General features: G+C 72.1%; 10 protein-coding genes. All 10 read left to right on the top strand.

The features are described from left to right. Window positions 1-51 precede the first annotated feature (51 nt). The gene (locus ABZ567_RS03695) at window positions 52-1,980 is read left to right on the top strand and encodes a TIGR03960 family B12-binding radical SAM protein (RefSeq protein WP_360784262.1); all 1,929 of its coding nucleotides are present in this window, start codon (window positions 52-54) and stop codon (window positions 1,978-1,980) included. Window positions 1,981-2,049: 69 nt separating this feature from the next. Next, window positions 2,050-2,715 carry a hypothetical protein gene (locus ABZ567_RS03690; RefSeq protein WP_360784261.1) on the top strand — a complete coding sequence of 222 codons (666 nt, stop codon included), beginning with the start codon at window positions 2,050-2,052 and terminating at the stop codon, window positions 2,713-2,715. A 225-nt stretch (window positions 2,716-2,940) separates the two neighbouring features. Next, window positions 2,941-3,732 (top strand): TIGR03936 family radical SAM-associated protein, encoded by a 792-nt coding sequence (locus tag ABZ567_RS03685; protein ID WP_360785029.1) that lies wholly within the window; start codon window positions 2,941-2,943, stop codon window positions 3,730-3,732. Between the two features lie 233 nt (window positions 3,733-3,965). Next, on the top strand, window positions 3,966-7,913 hold the full coding sequence (locus tag ABZ567_RS03680; RefSeq protein ID WP_360784258.1) for an Rne/Rng family ribonuclease: 3,948 nt from the start codon (window positions 3,966-3,968) through the stop codon (window positions 7,911-7,913). 245 nt (window positions 7,914-8,158) lie between these two features. After that, entirely contained in the window at window positions 8,159-8,479 is a 321-nt protein-coding gene (gene rplU / locus ABZ567_RS03675) for a 50S ribosomal protein L21 (protein WP_030013082.1), read from the top strand. A 13-nt stretch (window positions 8,480-8,492) separates the two neighbouring features. Further along, window positions 8,493-8,747: a 50S ribosomal protein L27 gene (gene rpmA / locus ABZ567_RS03670; RefSeq protein WP_030317577.1), complete on the top strand. Its 255-nt coding sequence runs from the start codon at window positions 8,493-8,495 to the stop codon at window positions 8,745-8,747. A gap of 107 nt (window positions 8,748-8,854) precedes the next feature. After that, complete coding sequence (obgE, locus tag ABZ567_RS03665; protein ID WP_360784254.1) at window positions 8,855-10,294, top strand: GTPase ObgE; 1,440 nt, start codon at window positions 8,855-8,857, stop codon at window positions 10,292-10,294. A gap of 138 nt (window positions 10,295-10,432) precedes the next feature. Further along, window positions 10,433-12,070 (top strand): glycosyltransferase, encoded by a 1,638-nt coding sequence (locus ABZ567_RS03660; protein ID WP_360784251.1) that lies wholly within the window; start codon window positions 10,433-10,435, stop codon window positions 12,068-12,070. Window positions 12,071-12,277: 207 nt separating this feature from the next. After that, window positions 12,278-15,061 (top strand): CDP-glycerol glycerophosphotransferase family protein, encoded by a 2,784-nt coding sequence (locus ABZ567_RS03655; RefSeq protein ID WP_360784249.1) that lies wholly within the window; start codon window positions 12,278-12,280, stop codon window positions 15,059-15,061. After that, on the top strand, window positions 15,054-16,208 hold the full coding sequence (locus ABZ567_RS03650) for a glycosyltransferase (protein WP_360784246.1): 1,155 nt from the start codon (window positions 15,054-15,056) through the stop codon (window positions 16,206-16,208). The genes ABZ567_RS03655 and ABZ567_RS03650 overlap by 8 nt, the downstream gene beginning before the upstream one ends. The last annotated feature ends 88 nt before the right edge of the window (window positions 16,209-16,296 follow it).

Raw genomic sequence — 16,296 nt, 5'->3', positions numbered from 1 at the left:
CACCGGGGTACGCTTGAGAGTCGCCCCCCTGCCAGCTCACGAAGGTTCGAGATGTCTGCTGCCGAGTCTGTCTTCCCGCAGCTCGAAGCTCTGCTCCCGCACGTGCAGAAGCCGATCCAGTACGTCGGCGGAGAGCTGAACTCCACGGTCAAGCCGTGGGAGTCCGCCGACGTCCGGTGGGCGCTGATGTACCCGGACGCGTACGAGGTCGGTCTGCCCAACCAGGGCGTCATGATCCTGTACGAGGTGCTGAACGAGCGGGAGGGTGTCCTCGCCGAGCGCACGTACAGCGTCTGGCCGGACCTCGAAGAACTGATGCGCGAGCACCGGGTCCCGCAGTTCACCGTCGACAGCCACCGGCCCGTCGGTGCCTTCGACGTCTTCGGCCTGAGCTTCTCCACCGAGCTCGGCTACACCAACATGCTCACCGCCCTCGACCTGGCCGGCATCCCGCTGGAGTCGAAGGACCGGACCGTCGACCACCCGATCGTGCTCGCGGGCGGCCACGCGGCCTTCAACCCCGAGCCGATCGCGGACTTCATCGACGCGGCCGTCATCGGCGACGGCGAGCAGGCCGTCCTCGACATGACCGAGATCATCCGTGCCTGGAAGGCCGAGGGCAGGCCGGGCGGCCGCGAAGAGGTCCTCTTCCGCCTCGCGAAGACCGGCGCGGTCTACATCCCGCGCTTCTACGACGTCGAGTACCTGGCGGACGGCCGCATCGGCCGCGTCGTCCCCAACAGGTCCGGGGTGCCGTGGCGCGTCTCCAAGCACACCGTCATGGACCTCGACGAGTGGCCGTACCCCAAGCAGCCCCTCGTCCCCCTCGCGGAGACCGTCCACGAGCGCATGTCCGTCGAGATCTTCCGCGGCTGCACCCGCGGCTGCCGTTTCTGCCAGGCCGGCATGATCACGCGCCCCGTGCGGGAGCGAAGCATCACCGGCATCGGCGAGATGGTCGAGAAGGGCCTCAAGGCGACGGGCTTCGAGGAGGTCGGCCTCCTCTCCCTCTCCTCCGCCGACCACACCGAGATCGGTGAGATCGCGAAGGGCCTCGCGGACCGCTACACGGAGGACAAGGTCGGTCTCTCCCTCCCCTCCACCCGTGTCGACGCCTTCAACGTGGACCTGGCCAACGAGCTGACCAGGAACGGCCGCCGCTCCGGCCTGACCTTCGCGCCTGAGGGCGGCTCCGAGCGCATGCGCAAGGTCATCAACAAGATGGTCTCGGAGGAGGACCTCATCCGGACCGTCTCCACCGCGTACGGCAACGGCTGGCGCCAGGTGAAGCTGTACTTCATGTGCGGCCTGCCGACGGAGACCGACGAGGACGTCCTCCAGATCGCCGACATGGCGATGAAGGTGATCGCCGAGGGCCGCAAGGTCTCCGGCCAGAACGACATCCGCTGCACCGTCTCCATCGGCGGCTTCGTCCCCAAGCCGCACACCCCCTTCCAGTGGGCCCCGCAGCTCTCCGCCGAGGAGACCGACGAGCGCCTGCGGAAGCTCCGCGACAAGATCCGCGGGGACAAGAAGTACGGCCGCTCCATCGGCTTCCGCTACCACGACGGCAAGCCCGGCATCGTCGAGGGCCTGCTCTCGCGCGGCGACCGCCGCCTCGGCGCGGTCATCCGCGCGGTGTACGAGGACGGCGGCCGCTTCGACGGCTGGCGCGAGCACTTCTCGTACGACCGCTGGATGGCCTGCGCCGAGAAGACGCTGCCGTCCACGGGCGTCGACGTCGCCTGGTACACGACCCGCGAGCGCACCTACGAGGAGGTCCTGCCCTGGGACCACCTGGACTCCGGTCTCGACAAGGACTGGCTGTGGGAGGACTGGCAGGACGCCCTCGACGAGACCGAGGTCGAGGACTGCCGCTGGACCCCGTGCTTCGACTGCGGCGTCTGCCCGCAGATGGATACGCACATCCAGATCGGCCCCACCGGCAAGACGCTGCTCCCGCTGACAGTGGTCAAGTAGCCGCGTAACGCTCTGGTGACGGCCCGGCCGAGGGGAAACTTCCGGCCGGGCCGTCGCGTCATTCCCTGCATGAACACGGAGATTCGCAGGTCGGGGCCCCAGCAACAGCCCGGGGGCTGCCTCACCGGAGTGGCACGCGTGATCGCCCTCGTGGTCGTTCTGCCGGTCCGGCTCGTCTGGGACGCCCTGGTCTTCTGCCTGAGGCAACTGTGGCGCTGGGTGCTCGCCCCGATCGGCCGAGTCCTCGGCCGGCTGATCGAGTACCTGCTCGTCATCCCGCTGCGGTGGCTGTGGGAGTGGGTTTTCGCCCCCCTCGGCAGGGCCCTCCGGTGGCTGACCGCCCTCCTGGTCGTCACCCCCCTGCGGTGGCTCTGGCGCTGGGTCCTCCTCCCCGTCCTCGAAGCCCTGTGGTGGGTCGTCGACCTGCTGCTCGTCACCCCGCTCAGCTGGCTCTGGCGGCACGTCCTCGCCCCCCTCGGCCGAGCGGTCGGCGCGGCCCTGGCCTGGGCCTGGCGGATCGCCGGACGGATCACCCGGGCCGTCGGCCTGGCGATCGGCTGGCTCCTGTGGCACGCGATCGGCCGTCCCCTCGCCTGGGTGTACCGGGTGATCCTCACGCCCCTCGGCCACTGGCTGCGCACCTGGGTGTGGCGGCCCCTCGCCGCCGCCGGGCGCGCCGTCCGCGACGCGGCCCGGGAGGTGCGCGTCGCCCTCTTCGGCGGGGCGTCCCGCTGACCTCGGGGAACCGGAGGTGGCTCGGGCGCGTACTCTGGGTAGTACAACGAACGTCCCCGGAGTGGCGCCCGCCCCCGAGATCTCCCCGCGAAAGCGGGGGTGAACCGGGCGGGACCCCCAGGGCGACCTGGACATCTTGTGGACGGCGCCACCCGCGCCGCCCCGCACCGAGGAGAAGAACCACTGGGCAAGCGACAGCCCGAAGGCCCGCCGCCCGCACCGGCGGTGCAGCGCATCCGACTGCGCTACACCAAGCGCGGCCGCCTCCGGTTCACCAGCCACCGTGACTTCCAGCGCGCCTTCGAGCGTGCCCTGCGCCGTGCCGAGGTGCCCATGGCGTACTCGGCCGGATTCACCCCGCACCCCAAGGTGTCGTACGCCAACGCCGCCCCGACGGGTACGGGCTCCGAGGCCGAATACCTGGAGATCGCCCTCACCGCGACGCGCGACCCGGAGCACCTGCGGGTCCTGCTCGACGAGTCCCTCCCGGCCGGCCTCGACATCACCGACGCCGTCGAGGCCCGGACCTCGGGCCTCGCCGACCGGCTCACCGCCTCCGTGTGGGAGCTGCGACTCGAAGGCGTCACCTTCGAGGACGCCCAGAAGGCCGTCGAGGCGTTTCTCGCGGCCGAGACCGTGGAAGTACAGCGCAAGACCAAGAACGGCGTCCGTACCTTCGACGCGCGTTCCGCGGTCACCGAGCTGAGGGCGACCCGCCCCCCGGGTGATCCCCAGGGTGATAGGACGCTGGACAGCGCCTGTGCGATACTGCGGCTGGTTGTTCGGCACGTGACACCTGCCGTGCGACCCGACGACGTCCTGTCCGGTCTCCGAGCCGTGGCCGACCTGGCGCCGCCGGTCCCCGCTGCGGTGACCAGGCTGGCGCAGGGGCTCTTCGACGAGGAGTCCGGCACGGTGACCGACCCGCTCGCGCCCGACCGCGAGGCAGTCACGGCCGCATCTACCACGGCCGCCGCGACCGCCTCTGCGACGGCGCCGGGTACCGGCATCGCGTAGGGAGCGGTCGTCGTAGCGCAGCCCTGGTACTCGGGAGCCACCTGGGTCGGGCCGCGCACTGACCAGAAGACTTTCGCCAGGCCGTCCGCACAGGGCGTACGGAACCGGCGAGCCAGACATAGAGCTCCCGTGCGGCGCCCGCGCCCCGGACGGCGGCACCGCGCCACAGGCGCGACCGTGCCGCCGGACCGGAACCAGGCGCGGCGCCCGGGAGCGTGACGGGAGAACCCCGCATGCTCGAGTCCAACGAAGACACCAACGCCCCCGGTGACAAGCTGCCGCCGCGCCGCAGGCGCCGCGCCGCTTCCCGCCCCGCCGGTCCGCCGGTGACGGGCGAGACCGCAGGCCCCGCCGAGACCGCCGAGACCCCGGCGGTCGAGAGCCCCGCCGCGGAGGCCGCCCCGGCCGCGGAGGCCGAGGGCGCACCCGCGCCGCGCACCCGCCGCCGCGCCACCCGCAAGGCCACCGCGCCCGCCGCAGAAGCCACCGCGCCCGCCGCGGAGACCCCGGAACCGGTCGTGGAGACCCCAGCCGTGGCCGAGGTCGCGGAGGAGGCCCCCGAGGCCGCCCCTGCCCGCCCGCGCCGCCGCGCCACCCGCAAGGCCACCTCGCCGGTGACCGCCACGGCCGCTCCGGCCGCCGTGGAGGAGCCCGCGCAGGCCGTGGCCCCCCAGGCCGTCGCGGACGAGGAGGCCCCCGAGGCCGCCCCGCCGGCCCGTGCCCGCCGTCGGGCCACCCGTAAGGCCACCGCTCCGGCCGGCGCGCCCGCCGCCGTCGAGGAGACCCCGGCCGAGGCCCCCGCCGCGCAGCCGGTCGTGGAGGCCGTCGAGGTCGCGGAGGTCGCGGAGGAGTCCGCCGCGCCCGCCCCGCGCACCCGTCGCCGTGCCACCCGCAAGACCACGTCGCCCGAGGCGAGCACCGAGGCGACCGCCTCCCCCGAGGCGGCGACCTCGCCCGAGGCGGGCGCCGAGACCGCCACCGGCGAGTCGCTTCCCCCGGCCGCCGTCGCGCAGATCGCCGCCGACGAGGCCGAGGTCACCGCCGCCGAGACGGCCGCCACCCGTGGCCGCGGCCGCCGTCGCGCCGCCTCCCCGCAGTTCACCGCCGAGCCGACTCCGGCCCGCGAGCCGCGCCGTGCCGCGCGCCCCTCCGTCGCCGTCTTCCAGGCCCCGGTCTTCACCGAGCCCATGTTCCAGACCCCGGAGACCGCCGCGGCGGCCGCCGCCGCCGGCGTGGTGGAGCCCGAGGACGACGAGCTGACCGAGGCCGACGAGACGGTCGAGACCGTCGAGGCCGAGGCCGTGGAGGCCCCTGAGCCCGCCGAGCGCGCCGAGTCGGGCTCCCGTCGTCGCCGTCGCCGCCGTGGCGAGCCCGTCGCCGTCGAGCCCGTCCCGGCCACCGTGGCCGACGAGCCCGAGGTCGAGGCCGTGGCGGACGAGATCGACGAGGTCGAGGAGGCCGACGACACCGACGAGTACGAGGACCGTCCGTCCCGTCGTCGCCGCCGGGGCGGCCGTCGCCGCCGTCGCGGTGAGCTCGCCGAGACCGAGGAGACCGAGGAGGGCGACGAGCCGCGCTCCGACGAGGCCGACGAGTCCGACGAGTCCGAGGACGGCGACGAGGAGCCGGACGAGGCCGAGGCCTTCGGTGGCGGTTCCAGCAGCTCCCGCCGTCGCCGTCGCCGCCGCCGTCGCAGCGGGGACGCCGCCGCCGACGTCGAGGGCGCCGACGAGGAGGGCGTCCGTACGGTCGTCAAGGTCCGCGAGCCCCGCCCGGCCCGAGAGAAGGCCGAGCCCGGCACCGGCGCCGACGAGGTCCAGTCCATCAAGGGCTCGACCCGCCTGGAGGCCAAGAAGCAGCGCCGCCGCGAGGGCCGCGAGCAGGGCCGCCGCCGCGTCCCGATCATCACCGAGGCCGAGTTCCTCGCCCGCCGCGAGGCCGTCGAGCGCGTGATGGTCGTCCGCCAGAACGGCGAGCGCACCCAGATCGGCGTCCTGGAAGACAACGTGCTCGTCGAGCACTACGTCAACAAGGAGCAGGCCACCTCGTACGTCGGCAACGTCTACCTGGGCAAGGTCCAGAACGTGCTGCCGTCGATGGAGGCCGCCTTCGTCGACATCGGCAAGGGCCGCAACGCCGTCCTGTACGCCGGCGAGGTCAACTTCGAGGCGCTCGGCATGGGCCACGGCCCGCGCCGCATCGAGACCGCCCTCAAGTCCGGCCAGCCGGTCCTCGTCCAGGTGACGAAGGACCCGATCGGCCACAAGGGCGCCCGGCTGACCAGCCAGGTCTCGCTGCCCGGTCGCTACCTCGTGTACGTGCCCGAGGGCTCGATGACCGGTATCAGCCGCAAGCTCCCGGACACCGAGCGCTCCCGCCTCAAGACCATCCTCAAGAAGATCGTCCCCGAGGACGCGGGCGTCATCGTGCGCACCGCCGCCGAGGGCGCGAGCGAGGACGAGCTGCGCCGTGACGTCGAGCGACTGCAGGCGCAGTGGGAGGACATCCAGAAGAAGGCGAAGAGCGGCAACGCGCCGACGCTGCTCTACGGCGAGCCGGACATGACCGTCCGGGTCGTCCGCGACATCTTCAACGAGGACTTCTCGAAGGTCATCGTCAGCGGTGACGACGCCTGGGAGACCATCCACGGGTACGTCCACCACGTCGCCCCCGACCTGACCGACCGCCTGTCCAGGTGGACGAGCGAGGTCGACGTCTTCGCGACCTACCGGATCGACGAGCAGCTCATGAAGGCGCTGGACCGCAAGGTCTGGCTGCCGAGCGGCGGCTCGCTGGTGATCGACAAGACCGAGGCGATGATCGTCGTCGACGTCAACACCGGCAAGTTCACCGGCCAGGGCGGCAACCTCGAGGAGACCGTGACGAGGAACAACCTCGAAGCGGCCGAGGAGATCGTCCGCCAGCTGCGGCTGCGCGACCTCGGCGGCATCGTCGTCATCGACTTCATCGACATGGTCCTCGAGTCCAACCGCGATCTGGTGCTGCGCCGCCTCCTGGAGTGCCTGGGCCGTGACCGGACCAAGCACCAGGTGGCCGAGGTCACCTCGCTGGGCCTGGTCCAGATGACCCGCAAGCGGGTCGGCCAGGGCCTGCTGGAGTCCTTCTCCGAGACCTGTGTCCACTGCAACGGCCGCGGTGTCATCGTGCACATGGAGCAGCCGACCACCGCCGGTGGCGGTGGCGGCGGCAAGCGTTCGAAGAAGCGCGGCCGCGGCGGCGCCGAGCACGGCCACGAGCACGAGCACGAGCACGCCGAGGCCACGGAGACCGACGTCGAGGCCCTCGTCGAGACCGAGGCCGAGGTCGCGGCCGAGCTGGCCGCCCCGGTGGCCCTGCCCGAGCCGATCGCCCCCGACGAGGAGCTGTACGGCTCCGTCGCCGAGGCGGAGGCCGCCGCCACGCGCGGTCGTGGCCGCCGTCGTGCCACCCGCCGGGTGTCCGCGCCGGTCGCCCCCCGGCCGGTCGTGGAGACCGAGACGGTCGAGTACGAGGCGAAGCCGCAGCCCGTCGCGGCGGCCGAGCCGGTCGCGGCGCCGGAGCCGGTGGTGGAGCAGCCGGCCGTGGAGCCGGAGCCCGTCGTGGCGCCCGAGCCGGTGGTCGAGGAGACCGCTGCCCCGGCCCCCCGCGGCCGTCGCCGTGCCACGCGCCGGGCGACCTCCCCGGTCGTCTCGACCACGGAGCCGGCCGCCGAGCCGATCGTCGTCGAGCCGGTCGTCGAGGCCGCGGTCCCCGAGCCGGTCGTCGAGGCCGCCCCGGAGCCGGAGCCGGTCGTCGAGCCCGTCGTCGAGGAGGCCCCCGTGGCCGCCCCGCCGCGTGCCCGCCGCCGGGTGGTCCGTAAGGCCACCGCGCCCGCCGGTTCGCCCTCGGGCGCCGAGGACGCCGCCGCCGTCGTCGTGGTGACCACGGCCCCGGCAGAGGCTTCCGAAGCGGCGGTCGAGGCCGACGCCCGGGCCGACGTCGAGGCGTCCGCCGACGCCGAGGCCGCGCCCGCCAAGAAGACGGCGGCGCGCAAGTCCGCGGCGAAGAAGACCACGGCCAAGAAGGCCGCCACCAAGAAGACGGCGGCGACCAAGAAGACCGCGGCGAAGAAGACCACCACCGCCAAGAAGGCCCCGGCGAAGAAGGCGGCGGAGAAGACCGCCGCCCCTTCCCAGGACTGACCGGCGGGTACGGGCCGCCTCCGGGAGACGGAGGCGGCCCGCACCACACGGGCGAATTTGACCCTCCGAGGCAGCCGCCCGTAACCTAGACCGTCGGCGTGTCGATCGACACGCCGCGCCTCTGAGCAACTCCCTCCCGCTCGTCGGGAGAGGCCGCTCGTCCGATTCCGGAACGCCGCGGGCCCTCGGGTTCGTGTGAGCGGCTGGCTTCAGAGGTTTCGATCCCGAGTGAGAGAGAGATCCGCGTGTACGCCATCGTGCGCAGCGGTGGTCGCCAGCACAAGGTTGCTGTCGGCGACATCGTTGAGGTTGACAAGATTTCCACTGCCAAGGTTGGCGACACGGTCGAGCTCTCGACCCTGCTCGTTGTCGACGGCGAGGCCGTGACCAGCGACCCGTGGGTCCTGGCCGGCATCAAGGTCACGGCCGAGGTCGTGGACCACCACAAGGGCGCCAAGATCGACATCCTGCGCTACAAGAACAAGACCGGCTACCGCCGTCGCCAGGGTCACCGCCAGCAGTACACGGCGATCAAGGTCACCGGTATCCCCGCGGCTGCGAAGTAAGAGGGACTGAGACATGGCACACAAGAAGGGCGCATCGTCCACCCGGAACGGGCGCGACTCGAATGCCCAGCGGCTCGGCGTGAAGCGCTTCGGCGGTCAGGTCGTCAACGCGGGTGAGATCCTGATCCGCCAGCGTGGCACCCACTTCCACCCGGGCTCCGGCGTCGGCCGTGGCGGCGACGACACGCTGTTCGCCCTGCAGGCCGGTTCGGTGCAGTTCGGCACCCACCGTGGCCGCAAGGTCGTGAACATCGTTCCGGTCGCCTGATCGGATCTTTGCGGAGGCGGACCTCACTTCCCGTAGGGGAAGCGGGTCCGCCTTTCGCGTGTTACTAGATAGACATTCCACCCAGAAGTAACTGGAGGCACAGAACCATGACCACCTTCGTGGACCGCGTCGAGCTGCATGTCGCCGCGGGTAACGGGGGCCACGGCTGCGCCTCCGTTCACCGGGAGAAGTTCAAGCCCCTCGGCGGACCCGACGGCGGCAACGGCGGCCGTGGCGGCGATGTGACCCTGGTCGTCGACCAGGCGGTCACCACGCTCCTCGAATACCACCACTCGCCCCACCGCAAGGCGACCAACGGTCAGCCCGGCGCCGGTGACAACCGCTCCGGCAAGGACGGTCAGGACCTGGTCCTGGCCGTGCCCGACGGCACCGTCGTCCTCGACAAGCAGGGCAACGTGCTCGCCGACCTGGTCGGCCAGGGCACCACCTTCGTCGCGGGCCAGGGCGGCCGCGGCGGCCTCGGCAACGCCGCGCTGTCCTCGGCGCGCCGCAAGGCCCCCGGCTTCGCGCTCCTCGGCGAGCCCGGCGAGTCGCGGGACATCGTCCTGGAGCTGAAGACCGTCGCCGACGTGGCGCTCGTCGGCTACCCGAGCGCCGGCAAGTCCTCGCTCATCTCGGTCCTCTCGGCCGCCAAGCCGAAGATCGCGGACTACCCCTTCACCACCCTCGTGCCGAACCTGGGCGTCGTCACGGCCGGTTCGACCGTGTACACGATCGCCGACGTGCCGGGTCTGATCCCGGGCGCCAGCCAGGGCCGCGGCCTGGGCCTGGAGTTCCTGCGGCACGTGGAGCGCTGCTCGGTCCTGGTGCACGTCCTGGACACGGCGACGCTGGAGTCCGACCGCGACCCGGTCACCGACCTCGACACCATCGAGGAGGAGCTCCGGCAGTACGGCGGTCTGGAGGACCGGCCCCGCATCGTCGTCCTCAACAAGGTCGACATCCCGGACGGCCAGGACCTCGCGGACATGATCCGCCCGGACCTGGAGGCGCGCGGCTACCAGGTGTTCGAGGTCTCCGCCGTGGCCCGTCTCGGCCTCAAGGAGCTCTCCTTCGCGCTCGCCGGCATCGTCGCCGAGGCGCGCGCGGCCAAGCCGCAGGAGGAGGCGACCCGTATCGTCATCCGCCCGAAGGCCGTCGACGACGCGGGCTTCACGGTCACGTACGACGAGGCCGACGAGGTGTACCGGGTGCGCGGCGAGAAGCCGGAGCGCTGGGTCCGCCAGACCGACTTCAGCAACGACGAGGCCGTGGGCTACCTGGCCGACCGCCTCAACCGCCTCGGCGTCGAGGACAAGCTGATGAAGGCCGGTGCCCGCGCGGGTGACGGCGTCGCCATCGGCTCCGAGGAGAACGCGGTCGTCTTCGACTGGGAGCCCTCGATGATGGCCGGCGCCGAGATGCTCGGCCGCCGCGGTGAGGACCACCGCCTCGAGGCCCCGCGTCCGGCGGCGCAGCGTCGCCGCGACCGCGACGCGGAGCGGGACGACGTGCAGCGGGAGTTCGACGAGTTCGACCCGTTCTAGCGGGCGGGCCGGTCGGTGTCCGCGGATGCCGCCCGGTTTCCCCGTCCTCTGCCGGCCGGGCACCTTCGGGTGCCCGGCCGGTGGCCGTGCGGGCTGCCGTCACCCGGAGGCCGTACGGGGGCCACGTAGGATTCACGGGTGAGTGAGACCCCCCGGCCGCAGGCCCCCGCGCGCGTCAGTGTCGTCGTCATCGCGTACAACGACGCGGCGCACGTCGGCGACGCCGTCCGTTCCGCTCTCGCCCAGGGCGACGCGGTCGGTGAGGTCGTCGTCGTCGACGACGCCTCCGGGGACGCGACCCCCGGGGTGCTCGCCGGGTTCGCCGGCGAACCACGGGTGCGGCCGGTGATCCGCCGGGAGAACAGCGGCGGCTGCGGCACCCCCCGTAACGACGGCGTCGACGCCGCCGTCCACCCGTACGTCCTGTTCCTCGACAGCGACGACCTGCTGCTGCCCGGCGCCGTCGACGAGTTGCTCGCCGTCGCCACCGAGCGGCGCGCCGACGTCGTCGCCGGGATCTGCGTGCGGCGCGAGCTCCCCGAGGGCCGGGAGACCGTCTGGGCGCCGTCGCTGTACGACGTGTCCCAGGGCGCCACGCTGCCCGGCACGGTGCTGGAGGGCATCGAGGAACACCCGGAGTTCGTCCTCGACACCCTCTCCGTCAACAAGCTCTACCGCCGCGACTTCCTCGACCGGCACGCCATCCGCTTCCCCGACGGCGCCTTCCACTACGAGGACTTCGTCTTCAGCGCCCGGGTCCAGGCCGCCGGCCCCCGGCTCGCCGTCACCGACGTGCCCGTGTACGTGTGGCACGTGCGGCGGCAGGCCGCCACCCTCTCGATCTCGCTGCGCCGTGCCTCCCTGGCCAACTGGGAGCACCGGATCGCCGCGCACGCCGCCGTCGTCGACGTGTTCCGCACGGCGGGGCGGCCCGCGCTCGCCCGGGCCGCGCAGACCAAGTTCCTCGACTACGACCTCCCCATGTACCTGCGCGAACTGCCGCAGCGGACCGCCGCCTACCGGGCCGACTGGTGGACGGTGACCCGCGCCCACCTGGCCGGTTTCGAGGCAGCCGCGGTCGCCGGCGCCCAGGCGCCGTCCCGGTGGCTGCACGCCGCGCTCACCGCGCTCACCGCCGTACCCGAAGGAGGGGAGCTGACCCGGTTCGTCGAGCTGGCCGCCCCCCGCCCCCGGCTCGTCCCGCCGTACCCGCGCGCCGAGGACGACACGCCGGTCCTGGCCGCCGCCCCCGCCGACGTACCCCTGGAGGGTCTCGGCGAGCTCGGGCCGGCCGAGCTTCCCGTCGCCGTGGACGGTTCCGTGGCCGTCGACGCGTCGACCCGGCTCACCCTGACCGTCCACGATCTGTACGGGCGTGTCGCCGCGCTCGGTCCTGTCGCCGTGCGCGTCGTGTTCACCGAGCGGGTCTCGGCGACCGAGCTGACGGCCGACGCGCCGCTGCTCCCCGCTGCGGAGGGCTGGACCGCCGGCGTGTCGCTGCCCACCGCGAAGCTGCTGCGGGCCGGCCGGCTCGCCGCGTGGTCGCTCCGTGCCGAGCTGCGGTACGCGGACGGCTCGACCGGAGACGCCGAGGTCAGGGCCCCGGAGGGGTTCGTGGGCCGACGTGGCATGGTCCTCGGGAGGCTGGGCCGGGTGCTGCTCGTCCAGGTGGTGGCCTCGGCGCGGCGGGGGTTGATCGTCCGGCTCGCGGGGGGTGCGTCCGGTGCCCGCCGGGTCGTGTCGGGGCGATTCAGGAGGCTGCTGGCGATGCGGTGAACATCACCCGATGCGCGGGAGATGGGTTATGGAACAATTCTTCCCGCCGGGTAGTCTTGCCGGTCGCTGGGGGGCGTTCATCGAACAAGTGTGAGCGCGACCCCGCACCCCTGAATCAAAAGCGCGCCATGTTCGTGGCGTGGGCAGCTCCGTGGCAGACCGGGACATGCACCGGACGTCGCCGCGTGCACGTGTGAGAGGACTTGGATGCCGACTAGCGACGTCCCTGATGTGAGCGTCGTCGTCATCGTCTACAACGATGAGGAACGGCTCCCCCGAGCGGTTCGGTCGATTCTCGACCAGACCCTGAACAACCTCGAAGTGATCATCGCCGACGACTGTTCGACCGATGGCACCGAGCGCGTCGCGCGTTCTCTGGAGGCTTCCGACCCGCGCGTGCGCTACGTGCGGCTCGAACAGAACAGTGGCGGCTGCAGCGCGCCCCGTAACCGCGGCATCGCGGTGGCCCGCGCCCCGCACATCATGTTCCTGGACAGCGACGACGAGCTTCCCCGTCACGCCTGCAAGAGCCTGCTCCTCGTCGCCGAGGAGACCGGGGTCGACTTCGTCACCGGAGAGGTGACCCGCCTCTTCGAGGAGTCGAACACCACCGGCCTCTGGTACCCGCACCTCTTCACCGAGAAGCGGGTCGTGAACGGCATCGCCGAGCGCCCCGAGTACTTCTTCGACCACCTGTCGACGAACAAGCTCTACCGGACCTCCTTCATCCGGGACAACGCGCTCACCTTCCCCGAGGGCATCCACTACGAGGACCAGCTGTTCTCCGCGCAGGCGTTCTCGCTCGCGGAGACCTTCGCCGTCGTCCCGTGGTCGGTCTACACCTGGCGTCTGGCGCCCGAGAGCGTCTCCATCTCGTCCAGCCGGCACAAGATTCAGAACGTCGCGGACCGCATCGGCGTGGCCCGGCTCATCGACACCTGGTTCGAGGAGAACGGCAGGGGGGAGCTGCGCGCGGAGAAGGACTACAAGTTCCTCCGCCACGACTTCCGGCTGTACCTGGGCGACCTGCCGTTCCGTGACGCCGACTGGGTCGCCGAGTTCGCCGACGTGGTCAACCCGTACCTGGACGAGATCTCCGACGAGACCTACGCCCGGCTCTCCCGCGAGGAGCGCATCTGCATCCACCTGCTGCGCACCGGCCGCCTCGACGACCTCCAGGTCGCCGCCCGCCAGCTGGGCCGGCCGCAGCTCGCCCCGCGCTTCGCTACGGAGGAGGGCGAGGCCACCTACTGGGGCGCCGTCGCCCCCACCGACGACACGAGCCGCGCCGCACTCGACATCAGCGAGTGGTACATGCGCGAGCAGGTGCTCGCCACCGGCCGCATCCGGCACGAGCTGACCTCCGTGACGATGCGGGGCCCGGTCCTGCACCTGGAGATCCACACGTACGACCCGGCCGGTCTGATCACCGAGGGCACCCAGGCCTCGGTGAAGCTGGCCGCGCACAAGACGCCGCTCACCGTGCCCCTGACCCTCCACCCGGAGGGCGACGGGCAGTACGTCTCCAAGGCCGCGCTCGACCTGCGCAAGGTGCCCGTCGGCAAGGTCGGCGTGGCGACCCGCCGCCACCCGGTGGTCGCCCTGGAGCGCGACGGTGCCCGGCGTACGGACATCCTGCTGGCCCAGCACGACCAGCCCGACTTCCGCGCCACCGTCACGTACCACAAGTTCGGCATCCACCACCTCCGCATCAGGGCGGAGCAGAAGGGTGCCGGACGCCTTGAGGTGACCTGGCAGCGGTCCGGTGTCCTGAAGTCCCTCGAACCGCTCGGCCCCTACGCCCGCAAGGCCAAGGGCAAGGTCGGCAAGGTCAGGAAGATCCTCGTCGGCAACGAGGGCAAGGCCACCGCGTACGACGCCGTGTCCAAGCTCCCGCGCAAGCGCAGCCTCGCCGTGTTCGAGGCGATGGAGGGTCGCGGTTACGCCGACAGCCCGCGCTACATCTACGAGGAGCTCAAGCGCCGGAACCTTCCGATCGACGTGGTCTGGTCGTACTCCGGCGACCGCTCGTCCTTCCCGAAGGACGTCACCCTCGTCCGGCGCGGAAGCTTCGCGTACGGACGTGCGCTGGCCCGCGCCACCTACTGGGTCGACTCGCACAACCTGCCGTACCTGTACCCGAAGCCGAAGGGCACCCGGTACCTCCAGACCTGGCACGGGCAGACCTTCAAGGCGATGGGCTTCGACGTGCCGTCGCTCCGGGGCGCCTCGGACATCGAGAAGGGGCGCTTCCGCGCCGCCGTGGGCCGCTGGGACGCGCTCGTCTGCCCGAGCGCCGAGTTCGAGCGGACCTTCGTCCCGGCCTTCGAGGTGTCCGCCGACCTGATCCGCTCCGGCTACCCGCGCAACGACGTGCTGGTGCGCTGGGCCGAGCCCGAGCAGCAGGCCAGGGCCGCCGGGGTCCGCGAGGCCCTGAACATCCCGGCCGACAAGAAGGTGCTGCTCTACGCGCCGACCTTCCGTGACGCGGCCCGCCGCACCGGCCAGTCGGTCCGCGTGGACTTCGAGGCGCTGGCCCCGCACCTGTCCGACGAGTGGATCATCGTCGTGCGGACCCACCCGTACGACCGGTTCAAGATCGCTCCGGAGCTGGGTCACTTCCTGCGCGACGGCTCCTCCTTCGCCGACATCAACGACGTGATGCTGGCCTCGGACGCGGTCCTCACGGACTACTCGTCGCTGATGTTCGACTACGCCAACACCGGCCGTCCGATCGTCCTCTACACGGACGACTACGAGGCGTACAAGGGCGGCGACCGCGGCACGTACTACGACCTCGAGGACATCGCGCCGGGGCCGATGGTGACGACCACCGAGGACCTCGCCGCCGTCGTGCGGGACCTGGAGGGCACCCAGGAGCGCCACGCCCAGCGGTACGCGCGCTTCCAGGAAATGTTCTGCTCGTACGAGACCGGCCACGCCAGCAAGATGGTGGTCGATGCTTTTTTCGAAGGCGGCACCCATGAGTGAGGCATCCCCTGTCCGCAACGTGTTCTTCGTCGGCATCGACGTCGACTCGATGGGCGGATCCCAGCGGGTGCTGCACACCCTCGCCCAGGGCATGGGGGAGCGTGGTCACCGCGTCGAGCTGATCGGCATCCGGCCGAGCCCGGAGCCGTTCCCGTACAACGCCACGCGCGCGTACGGCCACTCGACGCTCTACCCGGCGCCGTCCGAGCCCAAGCCGCCCGTGCGCACGGTCGGTGACCGGATCAGCCTGGCCCGGCGCGCCGACGCGCGGCGGGCCCGGTCCGACCGTGACAACGCGCGGGCGGAGTTCGAGCGGAAGCTCGCCGCGGTCGAGGACGGCTACATCGTCTTCGGTTCGCCGTGGGCGGTGGACTGGGTCATGCCGCTGAAGTGGGGTCACCTCAAGGGCATCGGGCAGTACCACGAGTCCTTCGCGCAGGCGAAGCGGAGCGCCAACCTGGGCCTGATCCGCCGTCACTACCCGAGGCTCGAACAGACCATGGTGCTCTCCGAGGGCGACGCGGTCGAGTTCGTCAACCAGCGCGTGCCGAACGTGCGGGTCATGCCGAACCCGCTGCCGTTCTTCCCCGACGAGCTGGCCCCGCTCGACACCCGCAAGATCGGCGCCGTCGGCCGGCTCGACCCGATCAAGCGGTACGACCGGATGATCGAGGCCTTCGCGGAGGCGCACAAGGGCCGCGACGGCTGGGAGCTGCACCTCTTCGGTGAGGGCCCGCTGGAGGGTGAGCTCCGGATGCGCGCCGAGGACCTGGGCGTCGCCGACCAGGTCGTCTTCCGCGGCACGGCCCAGGACATGGCCGCGGCCTACCGCGAGCTGTCCGTCGTCGCGATCAGCAGTGAGCGCGAGGGCCGCCCGATGGCGCTGGCCGAGGCCGCCGCCTGCGGTGTGCCGTGCGTGAGCTTCGACGTCTCGGGCGGTGTCCGGGAACTCGTCGCCGACGGCGTCTCGGGCACCCTGGTCCCGCCGGCCGACGTGCCGGCGCTCGCCGCCGCGCTCGGGGAGCTGATGGACGACGGCGCGATGCGCCGGCGGTACGGCAGGGCGGGGCGGGAGCACGTCGCGCACCTGGCGCTGCCGCACGTCCTCGACCAGTGGGACGCGGCGTTCGCGGAGATCGAGCGCTAGGGCTGTCCGGGAGAAGGAGAGCCGGGCGGGTCTTTCCGGACAGGCCCAGGTCTCCTCGTCCGGATCACCGCTCGCGTCCGGAAGCCCC

This window comes from Streptomyces sp. NPDC016459 (assembly GCF_040632845.1).
Taxonomy (GTDB): Bacteria; Actinomycetota; Actinomycetes; order Streptomycetales; family Streptomycetaceae; genus Streptomyces.
This window is presented reverse-complemented; position numbering and strand designations above follow the sequence as displayed.